The 25,861-nt window shown below is 61.1% G+C and carries 19 protein-coding genes and 5 pseudogenes; 13 read left to right on the plus strand and 11 right to left on the minus strand.

The genetic code is table 11. The features are described from left to right. Nucleotides 1-177 precede the first annotated feature (177 nt). Nucleotides 178-453 (plus strand): hypothetical protein, encoded by a 276-nt coding sequence (locus tag QA640_RS44005; RefSeq protein WP_283043576.1) that lies wholly within the window; start codon nucleotides 178-180, stop codon nucleotides 451-453. Between the two features lie 166 nt (nucleotides 454-619). Here QA640_RS44005 and QA640_RS44010 read toward each other — a convergent pair whose 3' ends face one another. After that, nucleotides 620-808: a hypothetical protein gene (locus QA640_RS44010; protein WP_283043577.1), complete on the minus strand. Its 189-nt coding sequence runs from the start codon at nucleotides 806-808 to the stop codon at nucleotides 620-622. A 147-nt stretch (nucleotides 809-955) separates the two neighbouring features. Between QA640_RS44010 and mdoH the strand changes: the two are divergent. Continuing rightward, a pseudogene (gene mdoH, locus QA640_RS44015) lies at nucleotides 956-2,595 on the plus strand (glucans biosynthesis glucosyltransferase MdoH); the annotation flags it as partial. A gap of 327 nt (nucleotides 2,596-2,922) precedes the next feature. Here mdoH and QA640_RS44020 read toward each other — a convergent pair. After that, a complete protein-coding gene (locus QA640_RS44020) occupies nucleotides 2,923-3,258 on the minus strand; it encodes a hypothetical protein (protein WP_283043578.1) in 336 nt (111 codons plus the stop codon). A gap of 101 nt (nucleotides 3,259-3,359) precedes the next feature. After that, the gene (locus tag QA640_RS44025; RefSeq protein WP_283043579.1) at nucleotides 3,360-3,611 is read right to left on the minus strand and encodes a hypothetical protein; all 252 of its coding nucleotides are present in this window, start codon (nucleotides 3,609-3,611) and stop codon (nucleotides 3,360-3,362) included. A gap of 564 nt (nucleotides 3,612-4,175) precedes the next feature. On the opposite strand from QA640_RS44025, the gene QA640_RS44030 reads away from it, so the two are divergent. Next, entirely contained in the window at nucleotides 4,176-4,565 is a 390-nt protein-coding gene (locus QA640_RS44030) for a hypothetical protein (protein WP_283043580.1), read from the plus strand. Nucleotides 4,566-5,959: 1,394 nt separating this feature from the next. Here QA640_RS44030 and QA640_RS44035 read toward each other — a convergent pair. Then, nucleotides 5,960-6,133: an ECF-type sigma factor gene (locus QA640_RS44035; protein ID WP_283043581.1), complete on the minus strand. Its 174-nt coding sequence runs from the start codon at nucleotides 6,131-6,133 to the stop codon at nucleotides 5,960-5,962. Between the two features lie 748 nt (nucleotides 6,134-6,881). Here QA640_RS44035 and QA640_RS44040 point away from each other — a divergent pair. Further along, nucleotides 6,882-8,195 (plus strand): glycosyltransferase family 87 protein, encoded by a 1,314-nt coding sequence (locus QA640_RS44040; RefSeq protein ID WP_283043582.1) that lies wholly within the window; start codon nucleotides 6,882-6,884, stop codon nucleotides 8,193-8,195. A gap of 281 nt (nucleotides 8,196-8,476) precedes the next feature. Here the strand turns inward: QA640_RS44040 and QA640_RS44045 are convergent. Beyond that, nucleotides 8,477-8,723: pseudogene (locus tag QA640_RS44045) on the minus strand (ribbon-helix-helix domain-containing protein). 298 nt (nucleotides 8,724-9,021) lie between these two features. Beyond that, nucleotides 9,022-9,957, minus strand: a complete 936-nt coding sequence (locus tag QA640_RS44050) for a recombinase family protein (RefSeq protein ID WP_283043583.1) — start codon at nucleotides 9,955-9,957, stop codon at nucleotides 9,022-9,024. A gap of 152 nt (nucleotides 9,958-10,109) precedes the next feature. Here QA640_RS44050 and QA640_RS44055 point away from each other — a divergent pair, with 152 nt between their 5' ends. The 6 genes and pseudogenes from QA640_RS44055 to QA640_RS44085 all read left to right on the plus strand — a co-directional run bounded on the left by QA640_RS44055 (nucleotide 10,110) and on the right by QA640_RS44085 (nucleotide 16,115). Beyond that, nucleotides 10,110-10,298 (plus strand): hypothetical protein, encoded by a 189-nt coding sequence (locus tag QA640_RS44055; protein ID WP_283043584.1) that lies wholly within the window; start codon nucleotides 10,110-10,112, stop codon nucleotides 10,296-10,298. A 268-nt stretch (nucleotides 10,299-10,566) separates the two neighbouring features. Further along, the gene (locus QA640_RS44060) at nucleotides 10,567-10,788 is read left to right on the plus strand and encodes a hypothetical protein (RefSeq protein ID WP_283043585.1); all 222 of its coding nucleotides are present in this window, start codon (nucleotides 10,567-10,569) and stop codon (nucleotides 10,786-10,788) included. Nucleotides 10,789-11,274: 486 nt separating this feature from the next. Next, nucleotides 11,275-12,443, plus strand: a pseudogene (locus QA640_RS44070) (saccharopine dehydrogenase NADP-binding domain-containing protein). A 373-nt stretch (nucleotides 12,444-12,816) separates the two neighbouring features. Then, nucleotides 12,817-12,978: pseudogene (locus tag QA640_RS44075) on the plus strand (transposase); the annotation flags it as partial. A 375-nt stretch (nucleotides 12,979-13,353) separates the two neighbouring features. Then, entirely contained in the window at nucleotides 13,354-14,958 is a 1,605-nt protein-coding gene (locus QA640_RS44080) for an ethylbenzene dehydrogenase-related protein (RefSeq protein WP_283043587.1), read from the plus strand. A 146-nt stretch (nucleotides 14,959-15,104) separates the two neighbouring features. Beyond that, nucleotides 15,105-16,115 (plus strand): 2Fe-2S iron-sulfur cluster-binding protein, encoded by a 1,011-nt coding sequence (locus tag QA640_RS44085; protein WP_283043588.1) that lies wholly within the window; start codon nucleotides 15,105-15,107, stop codon nucleotides 16,113-16,115. A gap of 48 nt (nucleotides 16,116-16,163) precedes the next feature. Here the strand turns inward: QA640_RS44085 and QA640_RS44090 are convergent, their stop codons facing one another. Further along, nucleotides 16,164-16,967, minus strand: coding sequence for a substrate-binding domain-containing protein (locus tag QA640_RS44090; protein ID WP_283043589.1), 804 nt, complete (start codon nucleotides 16,965-16,967; stop codon nucleotides 16,164-16,166). 385 nt (nucleotides 16,968-17,352) lie between these two features. On the opposite strand from QA640_RS44090, the gene QA640_RS44095 reads away from it, so the two are divergent. Next, on the plus strand, nucleotides 17,353-19,935 hold the full coding sequence (locus QA640_RS44095; RefSeq protein ID WP_283043590.1) for an EAL domain-containing protein: 2,583 nt from the start codon (nucleotides 17,353-17,355) through the stop codon (nucleotides 19,933-19,935). Here the strand turns inward: QA640_RS44095 and QA640_RS44100 are convergent. Next, nucleotides 19,926-20,069: pseudogene (locus QA640_RS44100) on the minus strand (sarcosine oxidase subunit beta); the annotation flags it as partial. The gene QA640_RS44095 and the pseudogene QA640_RS44100 sit on opposite strands and share 10 nt — an antisense overlap. Further along, nucleotides 20,066-20,425 carry a hypothetical protein gene (locus tag QA640_RS44105; RefSeq protein WP_283043591.1) on the minus strand — a complete coding sequence of 120 codons (360 nt, stop codon included), beginning with the start codon at nucleotides 20,423-20,425 and terminating at the stop codon, nucleotides 20,066-20,068. The gene QA640_RS44105 and the pseudogene QA640_RS44100, both read right to left, overlap by 4 nt. Nucleotides 20,426-20,988: 563 nt before the next feature. Here QA640_RS44105 and QA640_RS44110 point away from each other — a divergent pair. Both QA640_RS44110 and QA640_RS44115 read left to right on the plus strand, forming a co-directional pair. After that, complete coding sequence (locus tag QA640_RS44110; protein WP_283043592.1) at nucleotides 20,989-21,900, plus strand: SDR family NAD(P)-dependent oxidoreductase; 912 nt, start codon at nucleotides 20,989-20,991, stop codon at nucleotides 21,898-21,900. Nucleotides 21,901-22,327: 427 nt separating this feature from the next. After that, nucleotides 22,328-23,725 (plus strand): IS1380 family transposase, encoded by a 1,398-nt coding sequence (locus QA640_RS44115; protein WP_283037453.1) that lies wholly within the window; start codon nucleotides 22,328-22,330, stop codon nucleotides 23,723-23,725. 464 nt (nucleotides 23,726-24,189) lie between these two features. Here the strand turns inward: QA640_RS44115 and QA640_RS44120 are convergent, their stop codons facing one another. Then, nucleotides 24,190-25,083 carry a nucleotidyl transferase AbiEii/AbiGii toxin family protein gene (locus QA640_RS44120; protein ID WP_283043593.1) on the minus strand — a complete coding sequence of 298 codons (894 nt, stop codon included), beginning with the start codon at nucleotides 25,081-25,083 and terminating at the stop codon, nucleotides 24,190-24,192. Continuing rightward, on the minus strand, nucleotides 25,076-25,720 hold the full coding sequence (locus QA640_RS44125; protein ID WP_283043861.1) for a type IV toxin-antitoxin system AbiEi family antitoxin domain-containing protein: 645 nt from the start codon (nucleotides 25,718-25,720) through the stop codon (nucleotides 25,076-25,078). Before QA640_RS44125 ends, QA640_RS44120 begins: the two co-directional genes overlap by 8 nt. Between the last annotated feature and the right edge of the window lie 141 nt (nucleotides 25,721-25,861).

Consider the following 25,861-nt stretch of genomic DNA (forward strand, 5'->3'; position numbering starts at 1 on the left):
GCGAAAACCCGCAATCCTCTCAGACAGGAGGCAATCCTTGCTATGCCTCCCTACATGCCGCGCCAGCGGCTTCGTTCAATCCCGATTCCAGTCAAAAACAACATGCTCCTTAGAGCACCACAGTCTCGGACCAGCCGGACCAACGCTGGGCCATCTCAGCGAGTGTGGATATCGCAAATGAACTTCTCAGCTTCTTTGGTAGAACGCACGATTGTTGCGGTCGATTATTTCATCAACCGTGCGATTTCTGGCGCTTGGGAATCGGTTTGTCGTTCCGCGCTCGGGTATAAGCGGCAGCAACCACTGCCCGAGGAGGATTACGGCGGCGGTGACATTTGCTCGTTCACATTCCACGGAGGACGATCAACCGCTCGAATAGAGAGAGCCGGCGTCGCGCAGCGTCACCAGCTTGCGGCCGTCTACCTCAATCGGATAATCTCAGACGGCCCGTAGATGGCCCCTGAAGGGGTCTGCTTGCCGGCTGTCGCCAGGCAGAAGCAGTCACCGGCCACAAATGAAAGCGATTCCAACCACGGCAGCGGCGAAGGCCAATAGCATCCAGTTTTCGACGGGAAAATCGGTGAAAGAAGCCTGTCTAGCCAACCAATCGCCCATCGTGCTACGGCCGTTTTTCACGGATTAAGCGCTTCTTGCCTGCTCTCTTTTTCGATTTCAGAACGTCGGCTTGACTTTGGAAGGCGCGCGACAGGGCCTGCAGTTGCTCGGAAACTTCGGGATCTGCGACTGCCTTTGCGGCGCGCGCAGCTTTTTTAGCCTGCTTACGCAACCGTTTGATTTCCTTCGCCATGCGCGATCTCGACCATGGCGGGCATCACTGCTTGGGATCGGGCGGAATGGCTTCAGAAGCGCGCTCAGACAAAGACGACGTTTCCGCCGTCACGGCACCATGCAGTTCTGAGGCGGCAACGCAATCTCCGGCCCACAATTTGGTGCCGGTGAAGAGTTCGCATTTTTTGAGTTGCAGCGGGCTTGTGGCGCCGGCCATCTCTTCTATCGGCACCGATCCGACAATACCGCCCGGAAATCCGGCAACATTGCTGAATGGGTCGGGCGCTTCGGCGGTGCGTACGACCACATGATTATCCTCGATGCTGACAGTGTGATGAGCGAGGACAGCATCGTTCGGCTGGTGCATGCGATGGAAATTCATCCGCAGGCCGGGCTCATCCAGACGCTTCCCATGATAGTCAACGGACGCACCCTGTTCGCCCCCCTCCAGCAATTTGCAGGCCGGTTGTATGGTCCGCTGATTGCCGCTGGAAATGCCTGGTGGCACGGCTGCGAAAGCAACTATTGGGGGCACAACGCGATCATTCGCGTGCAGGCATTCGCGCAAGCTGCAGGACTTCCCGAATTGCACGGCCGCAAGCCGTTCGGCGGGCATATCCTGAGCCATGATTTTGTCGAGGCCGCACTGATGCGGCGTGCCGGCTGGGGGATCTTCATGGCAGCCGATCTCGGCGGCAGCTTTGAGGAGGTCCCACCGTCACTTCTGGACTTTGCCGCGCGTGATCGGCGCTGGTGTCAAGGCAATCTCCAGCACCTCACCGTCCTGCCAGCGCGCGGTCTGCACTGGGTGTCGCGGCTGCATTTATTAACCGGGATCGGCGCCTATCTGACGGCGCCGCTGTGGCTTATCTTTCTGCTGCTCGGAATCATGATCTCGTTGCAGGCCTATTTCGTGCGACCGGAATACTTCCCCAAGGGGTTTGCGCTGTTTCCCACCTGGCCGGCACAGGACCCCGTGCGTGCGACCTGGGTCTTTGCGGGAACTATGGGGCTCCTCATTCTCCCAAAGCTCTTGGCATATCTCGCTTTGCTCGTCCGGCGCGCGGAACGGCGTGCCTTCGGTGGCGGGCTTCGCGTCCTCCTGGCGGTAGTTGCAGAAACGTTGCTTGCCGCGCTGATCGCACCGTCAATGATGATCTTCCAGTCCGCGGCGGTGATGGAGATCCTGCTCGGCCACGATGCGGGCTGGCAGGTCCAGCGTCGCAGCGATCGCGGCGTCGCGCGGCAGGAAATCTATCGCAAATTGGCGGTGCCGACGTTGAGCGGGATCGCGATGGCGGCCAGTTCAGTTCCGTTGTTGCTCTGGATGTCGCCGATGATCCTGGGCCTCGTGCTCGCCATTCCGATCGGAATTGTCACGTCGGCATCGACGAGCATGGCACGGCTGTTTGCGACGCCGGAAGACAATATTCCGCCCACAGTCCTGGCCCGGGCGAGTGAGCTTGCCGCGTCCGCCCCGCTCAAGTCGGCTGGTGCGCTGGCCGACCTGCGAGAGAATCCTGAACTCCTGAGGCGCCATCTAGTCTAAAGGCGCTGGTGCCGCGGCCTCGCAAGTCCGGGACGGTCGATGTTGACCTCGCGGTTGCGCGCGCAAGGATTGAGGAAAGCGACACTTTTGAGGAGGCGGTCAGTGGCCTGTCTTCACGCGAGACGCTGGCGATTTTGAAGGACCTGGTACTGCTGGAATATGCGATGCGAATGCCGCTCGGTATGCCCATGGCGGAAGGGCGGATGTCCGAAAGGCAAAACACATCGAAATCCGTCAAGCCTTCGCGGCAGTCATAGTAGCCTCGGGCGCGGTCTGGCGGAGCGTCCTTTCACTATGTTCTGTAGAGTTCGGCATAGAGTCGTTGCAAAGGCGCTGACGACCTGCGAGTGGCGCCGATCGCAACGAGTTGGATGAGAGCGGCTGGCCTCGTGCCGGCGAGGCGCCGTTTGGCCAAAACGTTCCCGCGCGCCGAAGCGCCCCCTGGAATGAATTTCACTCTGCCCGATCGGAGCTGCTACTTGTTCCTGTCAGCTGCCCCTCCGCCGCGCCCTTTCTCAAGACGAAGCGGGAAACTGTGGGCTGGTCAGTCATTTGGCCTTCGCCTTCAGCCCGACCACGACCAGCTACTGTTTCTTGACGCACGCGTTGACCGCGTAGGCGCATTGCTCGCCAGCGGTGAGGAGACCGCCGGTTGGCCCTGTATAGTTCACAGCTGAGACTTGGCCGCCGACAAACACGACGTTGATGTTGCAAAATCGGCTCGTGCCGACCGTTGTGCCGCCGTAGCGGCCATAGCTCGCATCGACAACCGTCATCCCGTTTCCGGAGTTGTAGCCCCAAACCTCGGTGGCGCCCTCGGCGGCCTTGCTTGCTGGCGCGCCTATGCAGGTCAAAACCTGCTCTTTGCTCATTCCGACCATCTGCGATCGCGCGTCTTGAGCGATCTCCGCGCGCTGCAATGCGCATCCGGCCAGTGTCGCAGCCAGCGCAACAACTCCAAACTTGTACATATCCGGTTTCCCCCCAGCGGAGGCAGTTTTCCGCAACCTGCGGGCGTTTGTCATCGCGTCAGGTGCATCAGGAAAGCCTCGCACGCATTCTCGGCATCGGCGAAGGTGTTGAAGGGCGAACCGCCCACCTTGATCGCGCACTTGTTCTCGTAGAGGGGACGCCAGCTTGCGATGTAACCGGAGCTGCCGTGAAAGCCGGGGCCAGTGGGGGCCTCATGGCTGATCACGAACGAGAAGCCGCCGCTGCTCGCGCTCCACACTTCCAGATCCTTCAGGGGACTGATGATGCGGCTGAATTGCATGATGCCATCCCACGGAAGCCCAGCCCATTGGAATAGGACTGCTTTCGCTGATTCGGAAATGCAGCGCGGCTGTTTTCCCCGCGGGATAGACGCGCCGAAGCGCCCCGGAGGGGATGGATCTCATTCCGCCTGATCGGAGCTGTTACGGGGCCCTCTCAGCTGTCCCAGCAGCTGCCGAGCTTGCTCTTCTGACAATTCGCAAGCTAAGCCGCGTTCCAACCTGGCGGGCCCGCGAATCTGTCTGTCCCAGATCATCCACTTCCCCTTCACCGCGCCCTTTCTCAAGACGAAGCGGGATGCGATGGGTTGATGAGTCATTTGATCTTCGCCTACAGCCCGACATCGACCCGTCATCAGCCGATCTCATTCCCCATTCGCCTGCGTCGAAATGCTAGACCGATAAACCCGAAGAACCAGTAACTGTCCCGGCGACCATCAGCCAGTGCGGATATTGCATTTCGGAGAGGATGCTCAATTGGCACCTCCGTTGTTGAGCGCGCAAAGGGCGTTCAGTTGTTCGTCCTCGCTCTCCAGCCGTATTCCTGATGGGGGATCGTGCCGGTGATGTCGACGTTGCTCTCGATCGAAAGGCGCCAAGCTGCCACCCCGGCGCACAAGGTCAGAAACAGGGCAGTGGCAAGCAAAAGCATTGAGACAAACTGGCTCACGCGTACATGCCCAGAAATTCAAAGCCTTTACGTCAGAGCGAGCACGGATTGCCGATTCGAAAAATGCAGATGCGCTGACGCACCGGCAAGTTTTCCCCAGCTTGCGGTGGGCGAGCGCAAGAATAGCGGACGCGCACCAGTGATCGACCTCATCCAGAAAACAAAAAATCCGCTCAACGGCCAAGCCGGAGCGGACCCCGCCGGACGTGATCCGGCGGGCTTTTCTGTGGATGGTGATAAGGCTACGACCAGCTTCTACGCCAGCTCACGCTGGAGTCCTCTTTAGCATCACGACAACATCGGACTCGCTATAGAAGGTGCGGTGGTCGCAGGCGGTGCATTTTATGCTGAATTCGTGGTTCGGTTTGGAATGGCAATTTGCACCCCGCACTTTTTGCAACCAACGGAGCGCCACGAAGCTTCTTTGGGCTGCGCTTTTGCGCACAAATACCGCCGACAAGCTCATTTCGACCTCCGACCGAGCGGATCGCAGGTGATCCGCCGTGCTTTCGATCCGGTGTGCAGACCTCTGCGTATTCGTCGAAAATTGCTCGCGAAGACCGGCCGAACGCATAGACCGGCGGTAGGAATTTTACGAACCGTTCACATCGGAGATGGCCCGGCGGCACATGCCGCCGGCTAAGGCGGTAACAAAAGACAGGGCCGCTTCGATTCGTCGGGGCGGCCTTGCTCGGACGGCTTTCAACCGTAATTCAATGGGCCCCATGCAAACCGTTGCTCGTCATCCTCTTTTGGCGGCTGCCAGCTACTGTAGGATAGCCGGGCTGACCTCCATTCAGCGGTGCAGAGAATCCCCCGATCGCATTCGTCCGCGAGCTTAAGCAACAGATCGGTGTTAGCCTTGTCGCCAGAAGCGAGCGCTAATCTGCGATATCGGAGGGCACGGGTGCTGCTCATGAAAGACATAATTCGCGCCGCGCTGATCGGTGCCTGTGCAGCGTAAAGCACACGCCCTTGCGGCCTTGATCACGCGGATCAAAAATGAATACACGCCTTCGGTTTCAACTCCGAGATTAACGTAGGTTAGGCTGACCGGCGCTGCTGAGGCTCCTCTGCGGGATGGTCGCGGTGCTGCGAGTGTGAAGAGACTACCTTGCAGCGACCCTAAAGAGGTACCCCTCGTTCGTCGTGGCAACCAGGAACAGGTGGCAATGGGCGGTGTTCGTTCTCATGCTTCGGTCCTGCCTGACACCATGACCGAAGGCGGGTTGAACTCCTACGGCCCCAGTTTCCCCCTGGCTGGGGTCGTTTTGTTTCTGGGTCACATCAGTGCGAGCGACCTGTGTGTTTGGAATAGCCGAGGGGAAAGCTGAGAGAGCGGCGATTTGGTCTTAATCGTTCCAGATGCGTTCGCCACACTTGTCGCAGCGGTACAGATGAACGGTGACCCCCTTGCGAGTGTCCAAAATTGTATGGGTGAGTTTGGGGAAGGCCGCGCAGGTTGGGCAACGTGGGCCGTGGTCCTGCGTCTGTTGTTTTGGGAGGTCCGCTTCCTTCTCTTCGGCCACGGCCCGGCTCCTCCGGAGTCGAGTCACGTAAGTGCCAAGGTGGACATTGGTTCCAACGAAAAGGCCTCAGCTAGGGGCTGGCGCCAGCTGAGGCCTTTGTGTCGGAATCACCGCGGCGACGCGTGATCCGAATAGCTCAACTCAGATGGTGTTAAAGTCTAGCCGGCCGGCTGAAGCCGCGCCAGATCGTCGCTTCACCGACCTCACAGTCGGCCGCTAACTCAGCCATGGTCTCGCCAGCCGCATAGCGCTCGGCGATTTTACGGCGTTGGCCGGGGTCCGCGAGTGTCACAAAAGATTGGCATACTCTGTGCAGGCTGACCATCGTCCGGGATTTTGTTAGTTCCCTCCCGGGGCTGGACAACGCCGCCTGTAGCTATTTCGAACAGGCGGCGTTGTGTTGTCGCCAATTAAGCCAGCCGGCGTTGCGATTCGGCTGGGGCCCAGTGAGAGGGGATGCCCTCTGGCGAGGAGGGATACCCCGGCACACAACGCACAGACCCGATTTCCGGTTTCCCGGTTCAGGTGCGGACCGGCCCGGGTGAGACTCGACTAGTCTCCGGGCTGCTTGGCCGCGAGGAGATGGACTATTGGAAACTTACACGTTGGTTGTCGACAGCATCGGGACATCGCCTACGCGGCGTTGATCGTGGGACAGCGATCACGTCGGCGCGCCTGAAGAGGGCCGTCCGGCTAACGCAAAAACGGGCCGCCAAGGTTGCGGCCCGTCTGATTCCGACGGCATATTGCGGGCATGACCAGGAAGAAGCGCGGCACCGCATGGGACGGCATTCGAGACGCTTACAATCTGCATGAGGCGCAAGAGGCTGTAACGGCCATCGGCCGGATGAACAGCAATACCCTTTGGGAGGGGGCCGTGTTGACCGGCGCCGGGGTGGCACGAATCTTGATGCATCGGGGTGTTACAAAGGAACACCCGCGATCTATGCTGGGCCTTCGACCACGTTGAAAGGGCGATGAAGCCGCGCCGCGGCCAGCGCCGGGTCGACCCTTGCGGGAGCCTCCCTCGGTCTGCTACGTCCCTATGCCATTACCGGGCTGGACCACACACCGTGTTTTCGACCGACAAGTTACCCAAACCTTATGCGCCGAGGCGTCTGTCGCTGCGTGCGCCGCTCGACCTGCTCTTCCTGTTCTGCTGCTTCATCCTGACCGTCGACGTCCTCGGTCCGGAAATCTTCGGCCATGGCAAGACCAAGGACTATGCGCTGTGGTATTGGGCCGGGCAGCAGGTGCTGCACGGTGGACCGCTCTATCCCAGCGACATCCATCAGCAGTTTGACTTCATCTATCCGCCCCTGCCGGCGATCCTGCTGGCGCTCCCGAGTTGGTTCGGCAAGATCGCGCTCTACACCGTCCTGTCGATCCTGAATGTAGCGGCATGGTGGTACACGGGGATACTCTCCAATGCCATGACGGGATCGGGCCGCAAGCCCGGTCCCTGGCTCGAAGCGCTGCCGGCCTTCGTCACCGTGACTTTCGTGTTCGACATGTTCGACCTCGGCCAGCCGAACCTCGTCCTGCTGGCGATGATGCTGTGGGGCTTCTGGTGCTTGCAGCATCAGCGGTCCTGGCTCGGGGGCTTCATGTTCGCGCTCGCCACCGCTATCAAGGTGTTTCCAATTGCGGTGCTGCCCTATCTGATCTGGCGGCAGAAGTGGGCGGCCATCGTCAGCACGATCGCCTTCACCGGCATCCTTCTTTATGTCGCGCCGGCGCCGATCCGCGGCTTCGAGCGCAACGCGGCCGAACTTGCGATGTGGTATCAGGGCATGGTCGGGTCGAGCTCGGAAAAGGGCTTTGGCCAGCGCAACGAGCAGAACTGGTCGTGGGTCAATCAGTCTATCATCGCCATGACCCATCGTCTGGTGCGGCCGGTCAACTGGAATCAGGATGAGCCCAGCAAGCCGCCGCGCACGATGAATCTGATCAACGTCGACTACAAGACCGCGAACTGGATCGTGCTCGCGGTATCGGCGGCGCTCGGGCTTGGTTTCCTCGCGGTGATGCCGCCACAGCGGTTGAGCACGCCACGCTCGGATGCCGAGGAGCTCGGCATCCTGTTCTGCCTGATGACGGTGGCCTCACCCTTGGCGCGGCAATACTACTTCATGTGGCTGTTCTTCCCGATGACGGTACTCATGCATCGCGCCGCCTTCGACGAGCGCCCGCGCGCGCCCCTGGCCGTTGCGGGCCTTCTCATGTTGCTGTCGCTGCCGCTGTTTCCCCTGGTCTTGCAGGCCTGGGGCAACAATCTCGCGGCCACCATTGTTCTCGCCGCTGCGCTGGTCTGGCACATCAGGCATCCGCCAGAAGGGTTCGGCGCCGATGCATTGCAGCCCGCCGCTGCTTCGTTGGTGCGGTGAAAAGGGGGACGCGATCTGCGGATCGGAGCCAGTCTGGGCCGCGGCATGGGCGATGCGCGCCCGCAGCTCCCGCGGGATTACCTTGATTTGGATCAACCTTCTAGGGCGTTGGCCGCCCACCGTTTTCGCGCCTGGGCATCTTCTCTCACTGGCGAAGCCTGGCTGCGACTCCCGGCTTGGGCTCGCCGGGCCGTCCTTTCTCGGACGGGGACGACCCATGACGCGCGACTTTCCGTGGCTGCTGCACACACTTGACCTGGTCGCTGGCAGCGATCGGCTTGCTAATGATCGCGTCCATGATTTGGTGAGGCGACGGCGCGTTTCTTGAAATAGTCGAGGACGTACAGGCGTATCGCTGGCGATAGGTTGCCCTGCTGGCGATTGCCGTCGATCTCTCCAACTAGCTCCGACAGCGTCATATTGCGCGCCGGCGATCTCCTTCATGCCGTTCCAGAAGGCGTCTTCGATGCTGACGCTGGTCTTGTGGCCGGCGACGACGATCGATCGTTTGACGACGGGCGATTTCATAGATGGTCCTCGAACGCCTCTAGGGCCTCTTTCATTTGAGCCGAGGGCTTAGGCGGCCGCAAGCACGCGCTGGACAACAGATGTGCGACACGTTCAGATGTGCGACACGTTCACCACGCGCTGTTTCCCAGATCGCCTGAAAATCAGAAATGAAGGCTTCGGTCAAACGTCGCCGCCGCCCACAGGGATTGCCACTCTGGCGGGGCAAGAACTTTTGTCCCATGCTCATTGCAGGGGGTGTACTCCCTATATTCGACGTAGGCATGGTACCTAGGGGAGGTAGCGAGTACTATTTTGATTATTGTAGGCGTTCGAGCGCGCGCCTCACTTGCGTCGGCGACCAATCGCCTGGTCCACGCGCCGTGGGGATGCCGCGTGCGTTCAATCCATCGGCAATGGCTCGCAGTGTCGTTGCGCCAGCCTCCTGCAGGATCTTGATCGCCGGTGCGATATCGGCAGCCCGCATCGCTGCACGTTCCTGCAGCGCCCGTGTATCAGCGGCGCGAGCCTTGGCTGAGCCCTTAGCCAGCACGCGGCTGTAGATCGGCTTACCCTTACCGTCCTTGACGACCTCGCCCTTGGCATCACGTTCAAGCTTGTAGCGGCGGCCGCCAAGCTTCTTGACTTTGCGCCGCGCCGCAGCCAGCGCGTCCTTGGTGCGCGTCGAGATCAGTTCTCTCTCGTGCTGCGCCACGACGGCACGGATGCCGAGCGTTAGCGGTGTCATGTGCGGGTCGTCGCAGCAAATGAAGTCCACCTTGACCTTCTGCAGCCATAGCAGGAAATGGGCATCACGCGACAAGCGATCCAGCTTGGCAATGATGAGCGTTGCCCGATGAGACGGCAGGCCGTGAAGGCAGCTTCCAGACCCGGCCGGTTGTCGGAGTATTTGCCCGACTCGACGTCCTTGAATTCGCCGACGATCTGGGCCGCCGTTGAGGTAGTTCTCGACAGCCTTGCGCTGCGCTTCGAGGCCCAAGCCGCTCTTGCCTCGGCGATCGGTTGATACGCGGTAGTAGGCGACGAATTTACATTTGTTCGATGCCAGCGGGCAGAATGCCCCTTGCCGCCGAAAGGCGACACCAGTTTCCGTCGCTCCACGATTAACTTGACTGACGCTGGAGGCCGCCTCCTCGGCGCCCTGAGCAACGGTCTGAACACTACGCGCAATTTCCTGGGTCGCAGATCCCTGCTGCTCGACTGCGATCGCGATGGTCGAGGCGATGTTGGACATTCTGATGTATAATCCCGCCAATCTCCTGGCCTGCTCCCGATACCCCCTGTCCCGGCAGCCGCGTGCTGCGCCGGCGAAGCTTGGCTGCTCCGCCGCAGCAGATGGCGTGGCGCATTCGGTAAACTTAAATGATTTCGCCGATTGTGAGGTGGATGGTTTTGGCCATTCACGCCCTGCGGCCGATCAAGCCTTTTCTCGGGCCATTGGAGCAGAGCAAGGCTGCCTTTTTGGCCGTCTCCGGACCTGAAGCCAATGCTGGACTATGTCCGTTGGTTGGAGACCAGGCCGACATCGTGGCGGAAACTCAAATCCGGAAACTGAACGCCATCATCTTGGGTTGACGGAGCGCCTTAGGCCGACGCGGCCCGCAGTCGAGACATCTCGCACCCATAACGACCATGATGGCACCGATCGCCGGAAAAATGGATCCAAGGAAACTCATGACCATCGGTAGGGTGCCACCGGGACAGCACTTCTATTCGGTTTCAGCCTCGCTATGGACGCAAGCCCGACGTTCGCGACGGCGTCTTCTTCTCTTGAAACTGCCAGATTTCCGCCGGATACTCGGCCAAGGTCCTTGGTCATCCAGCAATGCGAGGGAGGGCAATCATGGCAATCCAGATCGTGATGGACCGCACCGGCGACAGCCGTCACCCTTTCAACCCGAAGGACGCACAGGAACTATCGAAGGCGGAGCAGCGGTTCGACGAGCTGACGAATATCGGCTTCGCCGCCGCGGTCAGGACCGGGCCGGGTCAGGTCTCGCAAATCCGATCGTTCGACCCGAATGCAGAAGAAACTCTGTTCTTTCCAAGGTTAGTCGGCGGGTAACCGGCCGCGCCATGTTGCGCTTTACGCCCTTTCGGGCGAGTGAACGCTCGCGTAGGAGAGCCATAGGGGCCCTCTTAATCAGACACGGCGCCGAATCGACGCCGGAAGGCCGGTCGCTGCGACTTCTGCGGCAGTGGCTGTCGCCGTCCCAACAAAAGCAATTCGCGGAGAATGGATATTTCGAGGTCATCGGGAGCGAGAGCGGAAAGCTCTACAGGATTTACCCGGGTTCGGCGACAAACGTGTGCGAGCTCGACGAGAGAAATCGCCTGAAGACTGGGTTGTGTTTCTTGCCGATTGGCGATCTGCCGATCGGAGACATCATGCTCGCCCAGAAGATCGCGCTGGAAAGCTGCGAGGGCCGCGTGCTCGCGGTGGCCCGAAGATTCGTTCCGAACGTATCGTTCCGGCGAAGTCGGGCCCCTTCCCTGACGGTGTCATAGTAAAGGGGCAGCGCTCTCCCCAGTCTCGAGGAGGACCAACGTCGTGAAGCGGGACTTCGACCTCATCGTCTATGGTGCGACGGGTTACACCGGCCGTCTCATCGCCGAGTATCTGGCGACGTCCTGTCGCGGCGACGATGCGCCGTCCTGGGCGATCGCGGGACGCTCGACCGACAAGCTCAAGAAGGTGCGTGCCGACATCGGTGCACCGGACGATTTGCCTTTGGTGAAGGCGGATGCCGGCGAGCCGGCCAGCCTACGTTCGATGTGCGAGCGTGCGGCCCTGATTATCACGACGGTCGGGCCTTATCAGCTCTACGGTCCCGAGCTAGTAGCGGCCTGCGCGGCCACGGGCACTGGCTATGTCGATCTGTGCGGCGAACCGGCTTGGATGCGGCGCATGATCGACGCCCATCACGAAGAGGCGAAACGGACCGGCGCGCGCATCGTCTTCTCCTGCGGCTTCGATTCCATTCCGTTCGATCTCGGCGTGCTCACGTTGCAGGAGAAGGCGCGCGAGAAATTCGGCCCCCGGCGCGGCGGGTCAAAGCCCGCCTGCGCAAGGTGAAAGGCGGCATGTCGGGCGGCACCGCGGCGAGCGCTCGGGCGACGCTGTCGGCCGCGGCGCGCGACCCGGCCCTAATCCGGCTGCTGGCCGATCCCTTCGCGTTGACGCCGGGGTTCACCGGGCCGTCCCAGCCGTCCGGCCTCATCCCCGAATACGACCCGAGCATGAACGCGTGGCTCGTGCCGTTCCCGATGGCGCCGATCAACACCAAGAACGTGCACCGCACGAATTTCCTGTTGGGTCATCTCTACGGCACGAACTTCGTTTACGACGAGATGATGGTCGCGCCGGGATTTGGGGAAATCGGTCGCGTGACGACCGAGACGTTTGCCACGGTGGTTTCCTTGTTCGGGACCGGCGGTCTCAAACCCGGCAGAGGGCCGACTCGGGAAGAACGCGAGCAGGGCTTCTACGACATCCTCTTCCTGGGCGAGCTGCCGGATGGCCGACGGGTCGAGGCGGTCGTCACGGGTGACCGCGATCCGGGCTACGGCTCGACCAGCAAGATGATCGCCGAGAGCGCTCTCTGCCTCGTGCGCGACGTGCAGGGCGAGGGCGGCATCTGGACGCCGGGGGCGCTGATGGGGCCGGCATTGCGCAAGCGTCTGGAGGAGCGCGCCGGGCTCACCTTCAGCGCGCGTTGAGGTAATGCTCAGAACTGCAGCGGCGTGTTTGAGACATCCCCTCTTGGCTGCGTTGAGAATGTCCGATTATCGGGATAGCGACCACTCGATCAGGGCGCGGAACTTCCCTACGGCTGGTCCAAGACGGATATCGACAGACAAAGCCACGTCTGCAACGGGTCAAACTGCGAGCCGGCGAGGAGGGCAGCTGCTAGCGTAAACCTGACCAACACCCCCGAAATTGTCGACAATAGCTGCACGCGTTCGACCTGAACCGCTCACGGACGCAACGATGTCGCGATGAGCTCCTAGCCAGTGTTTCTGACCTCCTCAGCTAGCATAGCGTAAAGCTGCCGTTTGCTTAATTCGTTAGTTAGGCTGCTGCGCCTCGTGCTTCGCAGCGTTTCTGGCGCCACTGCGCAAGGCGGAGTGGGGTGTCTACGCAAGCGGCCGTTCGGCCGGGCCCGAGGCCATGCTCGCCTATCTATCGCGCTACACCAACCGCGTTGCCATCGCCAACAGCCGCCTGATCGTCTTCGACCGGCAGGGTGTCACCAAGGGAAGCAAACCTGCCCACCAGAAATCCCGCAGAAACCTCGTGATGCTCGCGCCTTTTCGAACGTCCAAAGGACGGCCGACTGGGGACGAGTTGTCGAAACGAGCAATCTCGCCAGACTTGATAAGTTACTTATGATATCTCGAGGTAGCTTGTTCGCAGCAGTCCGCTTTTCTGGCAGAAGCGAAAAGGTGGATGCTGTAGCTCTGCTGGTTTACCGTGGATAAGCTTTATGCAATGAACGATGTCACCGCTCGAACGAACGCCGACGCCTTGACCGAGAGAAGCCTCGCTCAAACAAAGACTCGAGAAGGCCCGCCACGCACGGATGTCGGGACGATAACGCTCCATTGGGCGACCGCGCTCGCGTTCGTCGTGAGCCTCGTTACCGGCATACGCATCGCAGCGGACGCGCTGCACGCCCCCTTCTCGAAATGGCTCGCTCCGGTCCTGCCGCAGGGCGAGATCTTTTCCTGGCATTTCCTCGCGGGACTCGCCGTGTTCTTCTGCGGGGCGGCCTATGTTGCCTACCTCGCGCGCAGCGGCCTCGTCGAGCGCAACAGCCCCAAGAAGACGCGGATCCTCGCGATGCGCGCTCCGACTCGCCTCAAGTGGGGAGCTGTCAACATCATCCTGCACTGGTTCGTCTATGCGCTCGTGATCTTCCTCACGGGTACGGGCGTAATGATGTATCTCGGGTATGGCGGCTGGTGGGCTTATCTCCACTCGACCGCCGCCTTCGTCGCGCTCGTCTATATTTTCGCGCATGTCGCCGCGCATTATCTCTATGGCGGCTGGCTGCAAATTTTCCGCGTGTTTCGGCCGACGCGGCTCGCGATTACCAAGGCCGTGCGGCCGAGGCCTCTTCTCGTCGCCGCTGCAATCGGGTTGGCAGTCGCATGCGGCGTCGCCGGGCTCGACTGGGCGACGCGCGATACGCTCGTCGTCGCGAGGGTGAGCGACGCGCCCAAGCCGGACGGCGTCATGGGCGATCCCGCCTGGTCGCGCGCGCGCCCCGTCTTCATCCGCACGCAGCAGGGTGCCAATCTCGGCGGATCGGGCGAATCGCTCGTGGAGGTGCGCGCCTTGCACGACGGTCAAAAGATCTATTTCGCCTTCCGCTGGGAGGATCCTACGCGCTCCCTGCGCCGCATTCCGATCATCAAGAAAGAGGATGGCTGGCATGTCCTCGACGAGCGTGCGGGCCTGCAAGACGCCATAGACTTCTACGAGGATAAACTGGCGGTCATCTTCTCGGATAATCCATCGCTCGGCGGCGCAGGCGCGACGGATCTCGGCGCCAACCCGCTGCCCGGCAAACCGATGCCGATCAACGGCCGGGGCTTCCACTACACGACGGATGGCAGCTACATAGACATGTGGCAATGGAAGGCATCGCGGGGAGGCATGCTCGGGCGTGTCGACAGCCAATATATCGGCCCGCCCTACGCCCCGACCTTGGACGAGCAAAATTACGATGCCCGCTACCAGGGGGGATATTGGAACAAGCCTGGTCGCTCTCTTTATTCGTATAATTTCAAGTTCATCCATAAGAACGACAAAGGGCCCGTCACGGTTCTGCGGCTTCCCAAGGACTGGAAAGCGCAGGTCGCAGCTCTCGGCAAATTCGATCTTAATCCCAACAGCAGCGACGACGAGAACGGCCGCTGGTACATGTTCGACTGGGAGAGCGAACGCTACACTCCAGAGGCCGACGCGAGGATTCCCGTTGGCACGATCCTGCCCGGCGTGATTATTGCCGGCGACAACGACGGAGAGCGGGCCAATGTCACCGGGGTGTCAAGATGGAGCAACGGACATTGGACACTCGAGCTGACGCGCAACATGAAAAGCGATGGCAGATATGACGAAGCGTTCGTGCCAGGCCACGATCTCTACATGTGGGTCGCTGTCTTCGATCATACACAGACGCGGCATGCGAGCCATAACCGCCCGGTGCGTGTCGTCACGCAGAAATAGACGTCTCATGGGGGCGACGTGTTCGACCAGAGGCCACTAGGGCGCGGCCGCGCTGAAACATGGCTTCGCGCTCGTCCGCGGATCGCTTTTTGGCTCGGCCAGCAGCGGCCTGCTCGCAGAAATTCGCAGCGCCTAGAGGCCTCGCGATGAAGAGGCATTGTCGGCTTGTTATCAACGGCAAGCTCGTCGAAGCCCGCGCTGGCGAAAGCCTGATCGATGCGGCGCTCGGCTGCTCGATTCTCGTTCCACACGACTGCAGATCGGGACAATGTCAGAGCTGCCGGGTGACGGTCGTTTCGGGCTCGGTCGATGACGGCGGTTCGGGCCATGGCCGCACTGTGCTCGCCTGCCAGGCCGCAGTCGCGGGCGATGCTGAGATCGAATTCGAAGAATTGCCGCTACCGATGAAGCGAGCGGGCGCCGTCACCGAGATCAACGAGCTCTCGCCGGAGATCGCCGAAGTCGTGCTGACGATCTCAGCGCCGCTCGAGTTTCGGCCCGGCCAATATGTGCGCGTCAAGTTTTCCGGCTATCCTGCACGCGAGTTCAGTCCGACCTTCAGGCTCGATGGTTCCTTCAAGCAAGTCGAACTCGTCTTCCACATCCGGCGCCTGCCCGACGGCACGGTGTCGGGGCAGCTCGGCAAAGCCATCAGGCCCGGCCATGCGGCGCATGTGCAAGGCCCCTTCGGACAAGCCTATCTACGACAGGGCCAGGGACCGCTGGTGCTGGTCGCCGGCGGAGCAGGCTGGGCCCCGATTTGGGCGCTCGCCCGCTCGGCGCGCTCGACCCAGCGCAACCGCGAGATGGCGGTCGTCGCCGGCAGCCGGGATGCCGATAATCTCTATATGCTTCCCTCGTTGCAGTGGCTGATTGACGACGGTGTCCGCGACGTCATTGCGACGACGGAGGTCGGGTCTACCCTGCCGATCAGGCCTGGGCGCCCATCGCACTACCTGCCCCTGCTCGGGCTGGAGGATACGGTCTACGTCGCCGGTCCCGTTGGTCTCGTCGAGATCGTGAAGAACAAGGCGCGCTCGGCCAATGCGCAATGCTACGCCGATCCTTTCCTGCCGAGCTCTCAAACCCCATCGCTGATGGACAAGATCACCCGTCTATGGCGAAGCCGGGAGCAGCCTCATCGCCCCGGTCTGTGAGCCGATGCCGAGCTCGGCAGCGCCGGCGGCCGTCGAGCCCCGGCCGGCTCACGGCTTGACGGGCAGACTACCGAGGCTGGTGATGACGTCGGCCGCCTTCTGCGCATCGGCAAAGCGTAGAAAGGCCAAGGCGTCCGGATCCTGCAACGTGTTTAAATAGATCAGCGCCAGCACCACGCTCGAGGGATAATCCGCGTCGGTCGGGTAGTGGCCATCCACGCGAAGCACTGTGAGCCCCTGTTCCAACGGCCGCGAGAAGGGACCGAAGCCGATCGCGCCCTGAACATCGCGAACCGTCTCGATCGCTTCCTGTGTGGTTGTTGCCGTCTTCGATTTCTCGGTGATCTCGAGATCATGCCAGCCGGGCATGCTGGCCCGTAGCACGGTGAGAGTACTGTCCTGGTCCTCGCGCCGCACGACGCGGATGCGCATATCGGCTCCGCCCAGCTCCTTCCAATTCGTAAGGCGGCCCGAATAGATCGCAACGAGCTGATCGCTCGTAACGGCACTCACTCCACAGCCGGGATGGACGATGAAAGCCGAGGGCAGGCGGGCGATCGCCTTGTAGACGATGCCGGAAGCCGCTTCGGCGTCGGTCAGGCGGCGTGCGACGCGCCCTAAGATCGCCTTACCGGACCCCACGGCCGCGATGCCTCCGCCAGAACCGATGCTCGGCGGGACCTCGACCTGTGCCGATCCGTCCTGCTGCATGAAGCTCGCGGCGATGGCGCGCAGGACATCGATGCCGTCTCCGGTCCCGACGATGTCGAGCCTACGTGTTTCGGCGCTAGCGGCATTCACCCCCGCAAGGCAGAGGCCCAAAAATGCTGCCGTTATCCTCGAAAATGCCATGGCAAACCCCTTCGAACCAGGTGCGCAATCTGGCAAAGAAACCTAAACCATCTGTTGTCGCAACGCCGTGCCTTTTGGAATCATCAGTGTGGCGGACAGAATGTAAAAAGCACAAAATCTGAGGGTTTCGAAAAACCATTTGCTAATTAACCCGCCACAAATAGACGATAAATAGACGATTTAGGGTGCTTCACTCGCCTAAAATCGGCGCCTGGAAGACGCTCAGTTGGGGGCCTCAGTGAGCACATTGACCAGCCCCCGTAAGTTCAGGGTGCTGGTAGTGGTGGCGACTGACACGGATATGGCAAAGGCATCGAGGGCGCCACCCCGCTGGCGTCGTTGGACCGTTCCGTCCGGGGTTCCGAGTTTCCCCTCGTCTATCGCCATGCGCCTTGTTGCCGTCGTGCTCGCGACCGGCGTCCTTGGGCTCGGCCTCATCGGCGGCTTGACGGCCCTACGCCTGCAGCAGCAACTGAGGCATCAGGCTGCGGCACTGGGTGAACTCTCAGAAGACCAGCTCGCTCATCGCCTCGACGGCGAGGCGCAGTTGGCGCGAGCGCGACTCGAGGTCCTGGGCGCGGAAACCGCATCTCGCCTGCGTCAGATCGCTCAGCGCGCCGATATCGCCAAGGCGGTCGCCTCGAACAACGATGTGACTATCCGCGAGCTGCTCAGCATCGTTGCTTCGACCTCCGGCTTCGAAAGGCTGATCGCCTTCGACGAAACCGGTCGCGTGATCGGTGCCAATACGCCCCTCGACCTCCTCGCTCTGAACGGGGCGCTCGAGGGAACCGCCCTCTCCGTCAATCTTGGGGCGATCATCAAGGACAATAGCCGCTCGCACCCGCAGGGTGAGGAAGGCACCTATGAGCTCAAATTGCGTGAATTGTCAGCGCTCGGGCTGCCGCAGCGCCACACTATCGCGCACACCGCGATCGAGCCCGTGTTCGATGACTTCGGCGACCTTATCGGTGCGCTTGTCGCCATCCGACCGCTCGGGCGCACGGAGCGGACTCTCGAGAACTTCACTTCGTTAGCTAACGCCGGCGTGGTCATCATCACGGGTGACAACGAGATCGTGTCTTCCGCGGGGCCTGAAGGGGTGAGGTTCAGCGGCGCCAAGACGCGTTTGGCCGGACTGCAGCGGTCGGATGACGGCAACTACGTCGCGCGCTGTGTCGAATACGAGGCGACGCTCAAGGTGTGTACGTTTGCGAGCGCATCGCTCGTGACGACGACACGCGACCAGATGTTCCAGATCGGCGCATCCCATACGCGTTCGCTGATGTGGCAGTTCCTGGCATCCGCGGCGCTGGCGCTCGGTGCCTTGGTCGTCGCGCTATTGGCCGCCGTTAGGCACCTCACGAAAGGACTTTCAGCGCTCGCCAAGACCGCACAGGAAATCGCGGGTGGCAATCTCGACGTGCCGTTCCGCGCAACGGGCATCGGCGAGGTCCGCGGCCTCGGCCTCGCATTCGAGCGAATGCTGACGCATTTGCAGGCTAGTACTCGACGAATTCGTCAGCTCGCTTTCTACGATACGGTGAGCCGCCTTCCCAATCGGGAGAAGATGCGCGTCGATGCGCCTGCGCTCATCGGCGCGGAAGAGGGCGGAGCGCTGTTCTTCCTCGACCTCGATGGCTTCAAGTCAATCAATGACACTTTCGGGCACAAGGCTGGCGACGAGCTGCTCAGGATGGTGGCCGAGCGCTTGAGCAATTTGCTGACGTCCAAGGGCCCTGCCGGCAAATGTCTGCTCGCCCGGGTCGGGGGCGACGAGTTCGTCGCCATCATCGCTGGGGTGAAGACGGTCGAGGCCGCGAGCCTCTGGGCCCGCGAGATGATCGAGACGCTGCAAGTTTCCTTCAAGCTCCAGAGCAACCATGCGACCATCGGCGTCAGCATCGGCATTGCGATCTGTCCCACCCACGGCACAAGTTATGACGATCTGCTGATCCGCGCCGACCTTGCGATGTACGTCGCGAAGAACTCGGGACGCAATACCTACGCGTTCTTCACTCCGGATCTCGCAGAGGTCGCGCGTGCCCGCCATGCGCTCGAAACCGATCTCGCCTTGGCGATCCGCAATGAAGAGCTCGTCGTCCATTACCAGCCCAAGGTGTCCTGCGTGGATGGTCGCATCCTAGGGGTGGAGGCGCTGGCACGCTGGCACCACCCGAAGGAGGGCGACATTCCTCCTCAGCGCTTCATCAAGATCGCGGAGGAGATCGGCCTCATCATGGAGATCGATCGCTTCGTGCTCAGGCGCGCGCTCGCCGAAATCGGGGGCTTGATCCGGGCCGGCTCGAACCTCGTGCTCGCCGTCAATGTCGCGGCGACGGAAATCGAGGACCCGCTGTTCATCAAGGATATCGTCACGACCGTTCGCGAGGCCGACTTCCCGCCGCCACACCTCGAGATCGAGGTCACCGAGTCGGTCGCAATGCGCAATCCTGATGTCGTGCGCGAGAGAATAAGCCTGCTCAGGCAATTGGGCATACGCTTCGCGATGGACGATTTCGGAGCCGGCTATTCGAATCTGTCGACGATGGCAAGGCTCCCCTTCGACGCCGTGAAGCTCGATCGCACGCTTGTGGCGGGTGTCGCGGAAGATCGCGAAAAGCAGATGATCCTTCGCTTGGCGCTCGGACTTGCAGACGAATTGGGGTTCGAAACGGTCGTAGAAGGCGTTGAAACGTCCGAAGATCTTCGGTTCGCGGCCGAAAACGGCGCGACCATGGCGCAAGGTTACATTTTTTCTCCGCCGCTGTCGCTCGAAGAGTTCGCCGTTCTGCTCCAGCCGAGCCTTATGGCTTCGGCGGGCGAAGTGGTGCCCAGGCGAGACGGAGCGGAGCGGCGAACTGTGATCCACAGAGGCGTCGGCGACGGCACAGGCCGAGTCCTAGCGGGGCCCGGCTGCGATCAACAGCTTGCGTGTCCGGACGTTGGCTCATTGTCCAGATGGTAGGCCGTGGCAAGACGATGTCCACCTCCGCCGACGATCACCACGTCGTAGAGCTGGGGTTCGCGCCACGTGCGAGCCCAGTGTCGGTTGCCCGTCAGGCCGCGCCGCAGGATAGAGAGGGCCGAGTAGTGGCTCATGCGGCCTCCTCGTGGTACTCTGTGCTTTCGCGCAGCACGTCGAGCACCTCGTCGTGCGTCAGCAATCCCCGCTCAAAGCTAGATCGATGAACGGCCGCCGTTCCGCCACCAAGACATGCACGAGCTTGGCGACGCTGGCGTACCCCAGTTTCGGAACGAAAACTGTCGCCATGCCGGATGACCGGATGAGGTTCTGAAGCGAATGGTCGCGGTCGGCTGCCGGCGATGCACTTATCGGCAACAATCCTGGTCGACTTCGAAAGAAGCTCGATGGAATCGAAAAGGCGGGACGCAATCACTGGCTCAAAATGGTTGATTTCGAGCTGGCCCGGGGGCGACGCCAGCGACACTGCCAACGACCGCGAACGCCACCCTGCTGCATCATCATGTCAGCCACACGTCTATACGAGAAGTGGTTTCGAGCTGACGCAGTTTGCGTCTAGAAGATCACGCTGCGGTCCTGGCTGCGCATTTTCCAGTTCCGCTATGATGCGGGCTCTTTCCGCGTTCAGATCGTCGTCAATGCGGGATTGTGAGCGTCGTCCCATGGCACTCTCCTTTCCCTGTTGAATTGGGCGGGAGCGCAACCGGCGTTCTTCCCACCGATCAAAGCACGGTGCTGGGCGGTGATAGAACAAATGTGCACCCCGAACCGGAGCGACGCCAGACCAAAAGTTAACCCGGCAAACCGTCTGTTGGGGGTCAATTGCGCTCGTGGCAGATGGGTCCGCTTCGCCAACGACAGCCGACCCAAGCGTAGGAGCGTGCAACTTCGCCCTCGGGGCCATGTGTGGACATCAGGGAACTTCCCGGGGAAGCGGACGTGAATCTGGCTTTGCCAAAGGGACATAGCGCCCCGACATTTGGTGTCACGGTTGCGCGCAGACGCATTCAATCTTAGCCGGAAAAGGATAGCGAGATGACGGAACGAATTTCGTTGGAGGGGAAGGTCGCGGTCGTGACCGGGGCAGGCCGCGGGCTGGGGCGGGCATACGTCGAACTCCTCGCCGAACGCGGGGCCCGGGTCGTGGTGAACGACCTGGGGACCGACGTATCGGGGTTCGGGAAGGACTCCACGATAGCGGAACAGGTCGCCGACCTCATTCGGTCGCGTGGAGGCGAGGCCATCGCGAATGACAGCGATGTCTCCAGTCCTGAAGGTGGCAGCGACTTGATCGCGACGACCATCAAGCATTTCGGGAGAGTAGACCTTCTCGTGAACAACGCTGGTATCTGCGGAAGCCAGCTATTCGAGGACGCCACCCTTGATGATTTCGATCACTATTGGCGCGTGCACCTCGGCGGGCCGGTCAACACGGTGAAGGCTGCCTGGCCGTACATGGTCGCACAGCACTATGGGAAGATCATCCTCACGACTTCGGTCGCCGGGCTGCTCGGAATACGGGGCCAAGCCACCTATGCGGCGGCGAAGTGCGCAGTCGTCGGATTGATGCGCATTCTTGCAATTGAAGGTGCCGAGCATGGGATTCTCGTGAACACCATTTCGCCAGCCGGGTATACGAGGATGCACCCGGCGGCGGTTGCGGATCCCGCCTGGCTGAAGCAGAGCGAAGCCACCATGCCGGTTGAGGCTGTTGCGCCAGCGATCGTCTTGCTGGCAAGCGATGGTTGTTCAGAGACGAACCGCATCTACAACGTGGAAGCTGGAGCAATCCAACGTATCGCTATCGTCATGGGACCCGGCTTCAATGATCCACATCTGACACCCGAGAACATCGCCGAGAACTACGCAAAGGTCGAATCGATCGAGGGCTTCTTCGAGCCGGGTCCGTTCGAGCCCGGTCAGATACCCGCAACGGCGAAGTCTTGAGGAACGAGGTTAGGTCATGGCAACGTTCGACTCTGGCAGACAGCGTTAATCTATGAACTTCTACGCAAGTCATCAGCGGGCCGCTCCAGCGGCGGAGCTACACTGGCCGCCCAAGCAGACCTGCTGAGGATCAGTTGAGGGTCAAGAAGAACTCAACGCGAGCAATCCGGTCAGCTATGCTCCGTTGAACGGACCTCAATGAGGCGTGTCGCCACTTCGGTGATGGGCACAGCAACGGACTCATGCAGTGCAAAATGGCGACGCGTCGGTCGCGCGCTCTGCGAGCCGCTTCCGGTGTGCCCCTACGACTGGAGCACCCGCGGGGCGGTCTAGCCCGCATTTTTCACAGCGTTGAGGCGCATCGGGGCGCGAATCAGCGAAAGTTCTTTTGCGAGAAGGACTTTGCGATGATTCAAGGAATGCCCCGATGCCAACAGAGTGTAGCGCAGAGCAGTTTGATTTTGGAAGGGTTGAAGGTCGGGCTGTGGAAGCGGCCTTTGATGCTGGCCTGGTGACGTCGGATGCCGGAGCGCTGCTGCTGGGCGCGACGGATCGGGCGATCGATCTGGTGGGTCGCTTTGCGGATTGCTTTCGCGATCATCGTCGTCAGCACCTGATCGAGCATGCGGTCGGCACGTTGATCGGGCAGCGGGTCTTCGGCATCGCGCTCGGCTATGAAGATCTCAACGACCATGACGAATTGCGGCACGATCCGCTGATGGCGGTGCTTTCGGGCAAGCTTGCGGCCCGGCGCGGGGACTGCGCACCGGTGGCCGGCAAGTCGACGCTGAACCGGCTGGAGCTGAGCCAAAGCGAACCTTCACGCTATCACAAGATCGCCCATGACACGGCGGCGATCGAGGCACTGCCGGTGACGCTGTTCCTGGAGGCGCACACGCGACCGCCGGCGCAGATCATCCTCGATCTCGATGCCACCGACGACCCGCTGCACGGGCATCAGGAGGGGCGCTTCTTCCACGGCTATTACGACTGCTACTGCTATCTGCCGCTGTACGTGTTCTGCGGCCGGCATCTGTTGGCGGCCAAGCTGCGCCCCTCCGACATCGACGCGAGCGCGGGCAGCATCGCGGAGGTCGAGCGGCTTGTCCGGCAGATCCGCGCCCGCTGGCCGTTCGTGCGCATCGTGCTGCGGGCGGACTCGGGCTTTGCGCGCGAGGCGCTGATGGCGTGGTGCGAGCACAACCGCGTGGACTATCTGTTCGGGCTCGCCCGCAACACGCGCCTGGTCGCCACGATCGCAGACGAACTGGCAACGGCTCAAGCTGCGGCCGAGAAGACCGGCCGCCCGGCGCGCCGCTTCAAGGACTTCCAGTGGAGCACGCTCGACACCTGGAGCCGAAGGCGCCGCGTCGTCGCCAAGGCGGAGTGGACGCAGGGCGAGGCCAATCCGCGCTTCGTCGTCACCTCGCTCAAGCGCAGCGAGGCGGGCGCGCGACAGCTCTATGAGGACATCTACTGCGCCCGCGGCGAGATGGAGAACCGCATCAAGGAGTGCCAGCTCGACCTTTACGCCGACCGCACTTCCGCAGCGACCATGCGCGCCAATCAGCTCAGGCTGTGGTTCGCCTCGATGGCCTATGTGCTGATCTGTGCCCTGCGGCGCATCGGCCTGGCTGAAACCACCTTTGCGGATGCCACCTGCGGCACCATCCGCCTCAAGCTCCTCAAGATCGGGGCCCTGGTGCGCATCAGCGTCCGCCGCATCAAGATTGCCATGGCCTCGGCCTGCCCAGCCGCCCAACAGTGGAGCATCGCCGCGCGCCGCCTGGCCGAAGCCGCCCGAGCCCGCGCCTCGCCGGCCTGACACGCGAAGCTGCGACGCGCTCAATCGGCGGCATCGTCACCAAGGCCCAACGGAGACACTCAAAACCAAATCGCTATCAGCGCCTTCGGCGCCACGGTCCTTATCGTCTTCCGCCGATCCACCTCTCCTTCGTCAAAGAGCAATTGGCCATGTGAGAAATGCGGGCTAGATGTCGCATTCGGGGCCAACGCACAAAGTCGCTGCGCTCCAGCCCGCTGCGCGGGGGCAAGAGCCGATAAGGCGGTAGTCAGTCGAGGGGATCCCAATAGCCGTTGGAGAGCTCCGTCCTGAGAATCGAGGTGCCGTCAACCTCACCCAGGATGGAGCTCCCCATGAGCGACACCAACACCGTCAAATGACCAGCGTCAACCCGACCTTCATCATGCCTCACGCTTTGGGTTTCCGGGTGTCAGCGACTGCTCTGCGCGAGAAACGTGCTACGTGTGTGCGAGCGAATTGTCCACTCACGCTGATCTTGTTTCACCGAGCGAGCGTGCCGCCGACGCGTGAGGCACTAGGAATGCGGATAAGTCTTTGACTACGTCAGCGAGCGTGCCGGGCCGAAACGCGACGTCGACACTGAATGAATTCCACTGCTGAACTTTCGTTGGGTCTTCCGCAAAGGCAGTTGTCAGCGCATCCGGTATCTCTGAGGGAATTTCGGTCTTGCGTCGAGCGAATGTCGCGGCAATAGCTCGTGGGAGTTTACCGTCTTTGAATTCGAAGTTGCGCGATAAGACCCAGACATCGTACAGGTCTTTCATGCGGCTATTGGCGCGGCCCAACATGACCATCGCCTGAAATTTCTCGGCGATAACTGTCTCGCGGGCGTAGGCCCGAAGATGTGGTGCCGGAAAATCCAAAAGAACCGGCAGGTCCATTTCCTGAAGACCCGGTTCAACGGAATCGCCAAAGGCGATGTCAATCACGACCCGAATTTTGGCGTTGTCGATCATCGCGTTGGCTGTAATGCGCAGGCCGCCGTATTCGGTTTCTTCACGGATACGGTCGACCTTTACGCTGTCGGGATCAATAACGACGCCATCGTTAAAGTGGACGGCGGAGACCTCCTGGAAGATGCGCACCATTTCCTCTTGATCGTCATTGCCGATGGCCAGAAAGTCCAAATCTCTTGTCGGGCGTAGCGGATCTTCGAACCACTTCGTAAGCAGTATCGCTCCTTTCAGAATGAAACGGTCGTGATGCTTTGTTTGACTCAGGCGATAAAGGAGTCGCTCGAGAACGTAGTTGTTGAGCAGCAAATCGAACGGCTGACGGCGCTGTTTCGAGAGGTTGAGCAACCGCGCCCGAACCGACGCGCCCATGTTCTTGATCGGAGGTTTCGGCTTCTTAGGCATTGGTGGTCATAGCCTCAAGATACGGCTGAACGACCTTCCAGATACCTGCTTCATTTGCGTACCGGGCGATCTCGGCAGGGGTTGCCTTGCGCTGCCGCAGTGCTTCTCTGAGACCCTCGAGCGCGAGATTGAGGCCGGGACTCTTTTGATAGCGCTTTCCAGCGCTCCGCCGATAGCGAAACAGATCAACTACTGTTTTGGCGGGATTGTAGATGCGTACCTGCACACCTTCGATCTTTTGCTGTGTAATGCCAGAGGTTAGAACCTTCTCCCCGAAACGCACAAATTGGAGGGGAGGGGCTTCGATTCGAGGCCGCCGATCCTTTGCTCCTATGGCCATCCAAACGCGCGATGGAATCGTATCGGTTAGTCCGTGAAACGCCAGCGCAGAGGTGAGGCAGATAACACCTCTCGGGACGAGCTTGGCGGCTTCAGCCAGCGCATGATGGGTATCGAACGAGGCATCTGGAAGCTGGTACAGTCCCCTGCTGAGTTGAAGGATAAGCCCCTTCTCTTTCATTCGCGACACGGTTGCTGCCGTAATGCCCGCCTCCCTAAATTCAGAAAGGCGAAGCATGCCCCGCTTCTTCAGTAGGGTTATGGCGCGATCTTGCTGGGTCTCAGAGGCTGACAGCATGGTAGCAATATGATACAAAATGTCGGATTTGTCCACATTTTGCCCGACAATTGGTATCATGGCAGGGTAATACCGCTCCTCCACCGCCACCATACAAGGACAAACAGCGGTTCGTCGTGTCGGTGGTTGCTGGGCACCAAA

Source organism: Bradyrhizobium sp. CB82, assembly GCF_029714405.1.
Lineage (GTDB): Bacteria > Pseudomonadota > Alphaproteobacteria > Rhizobiales > Xanthobacteraceae > Bradyrhizobium.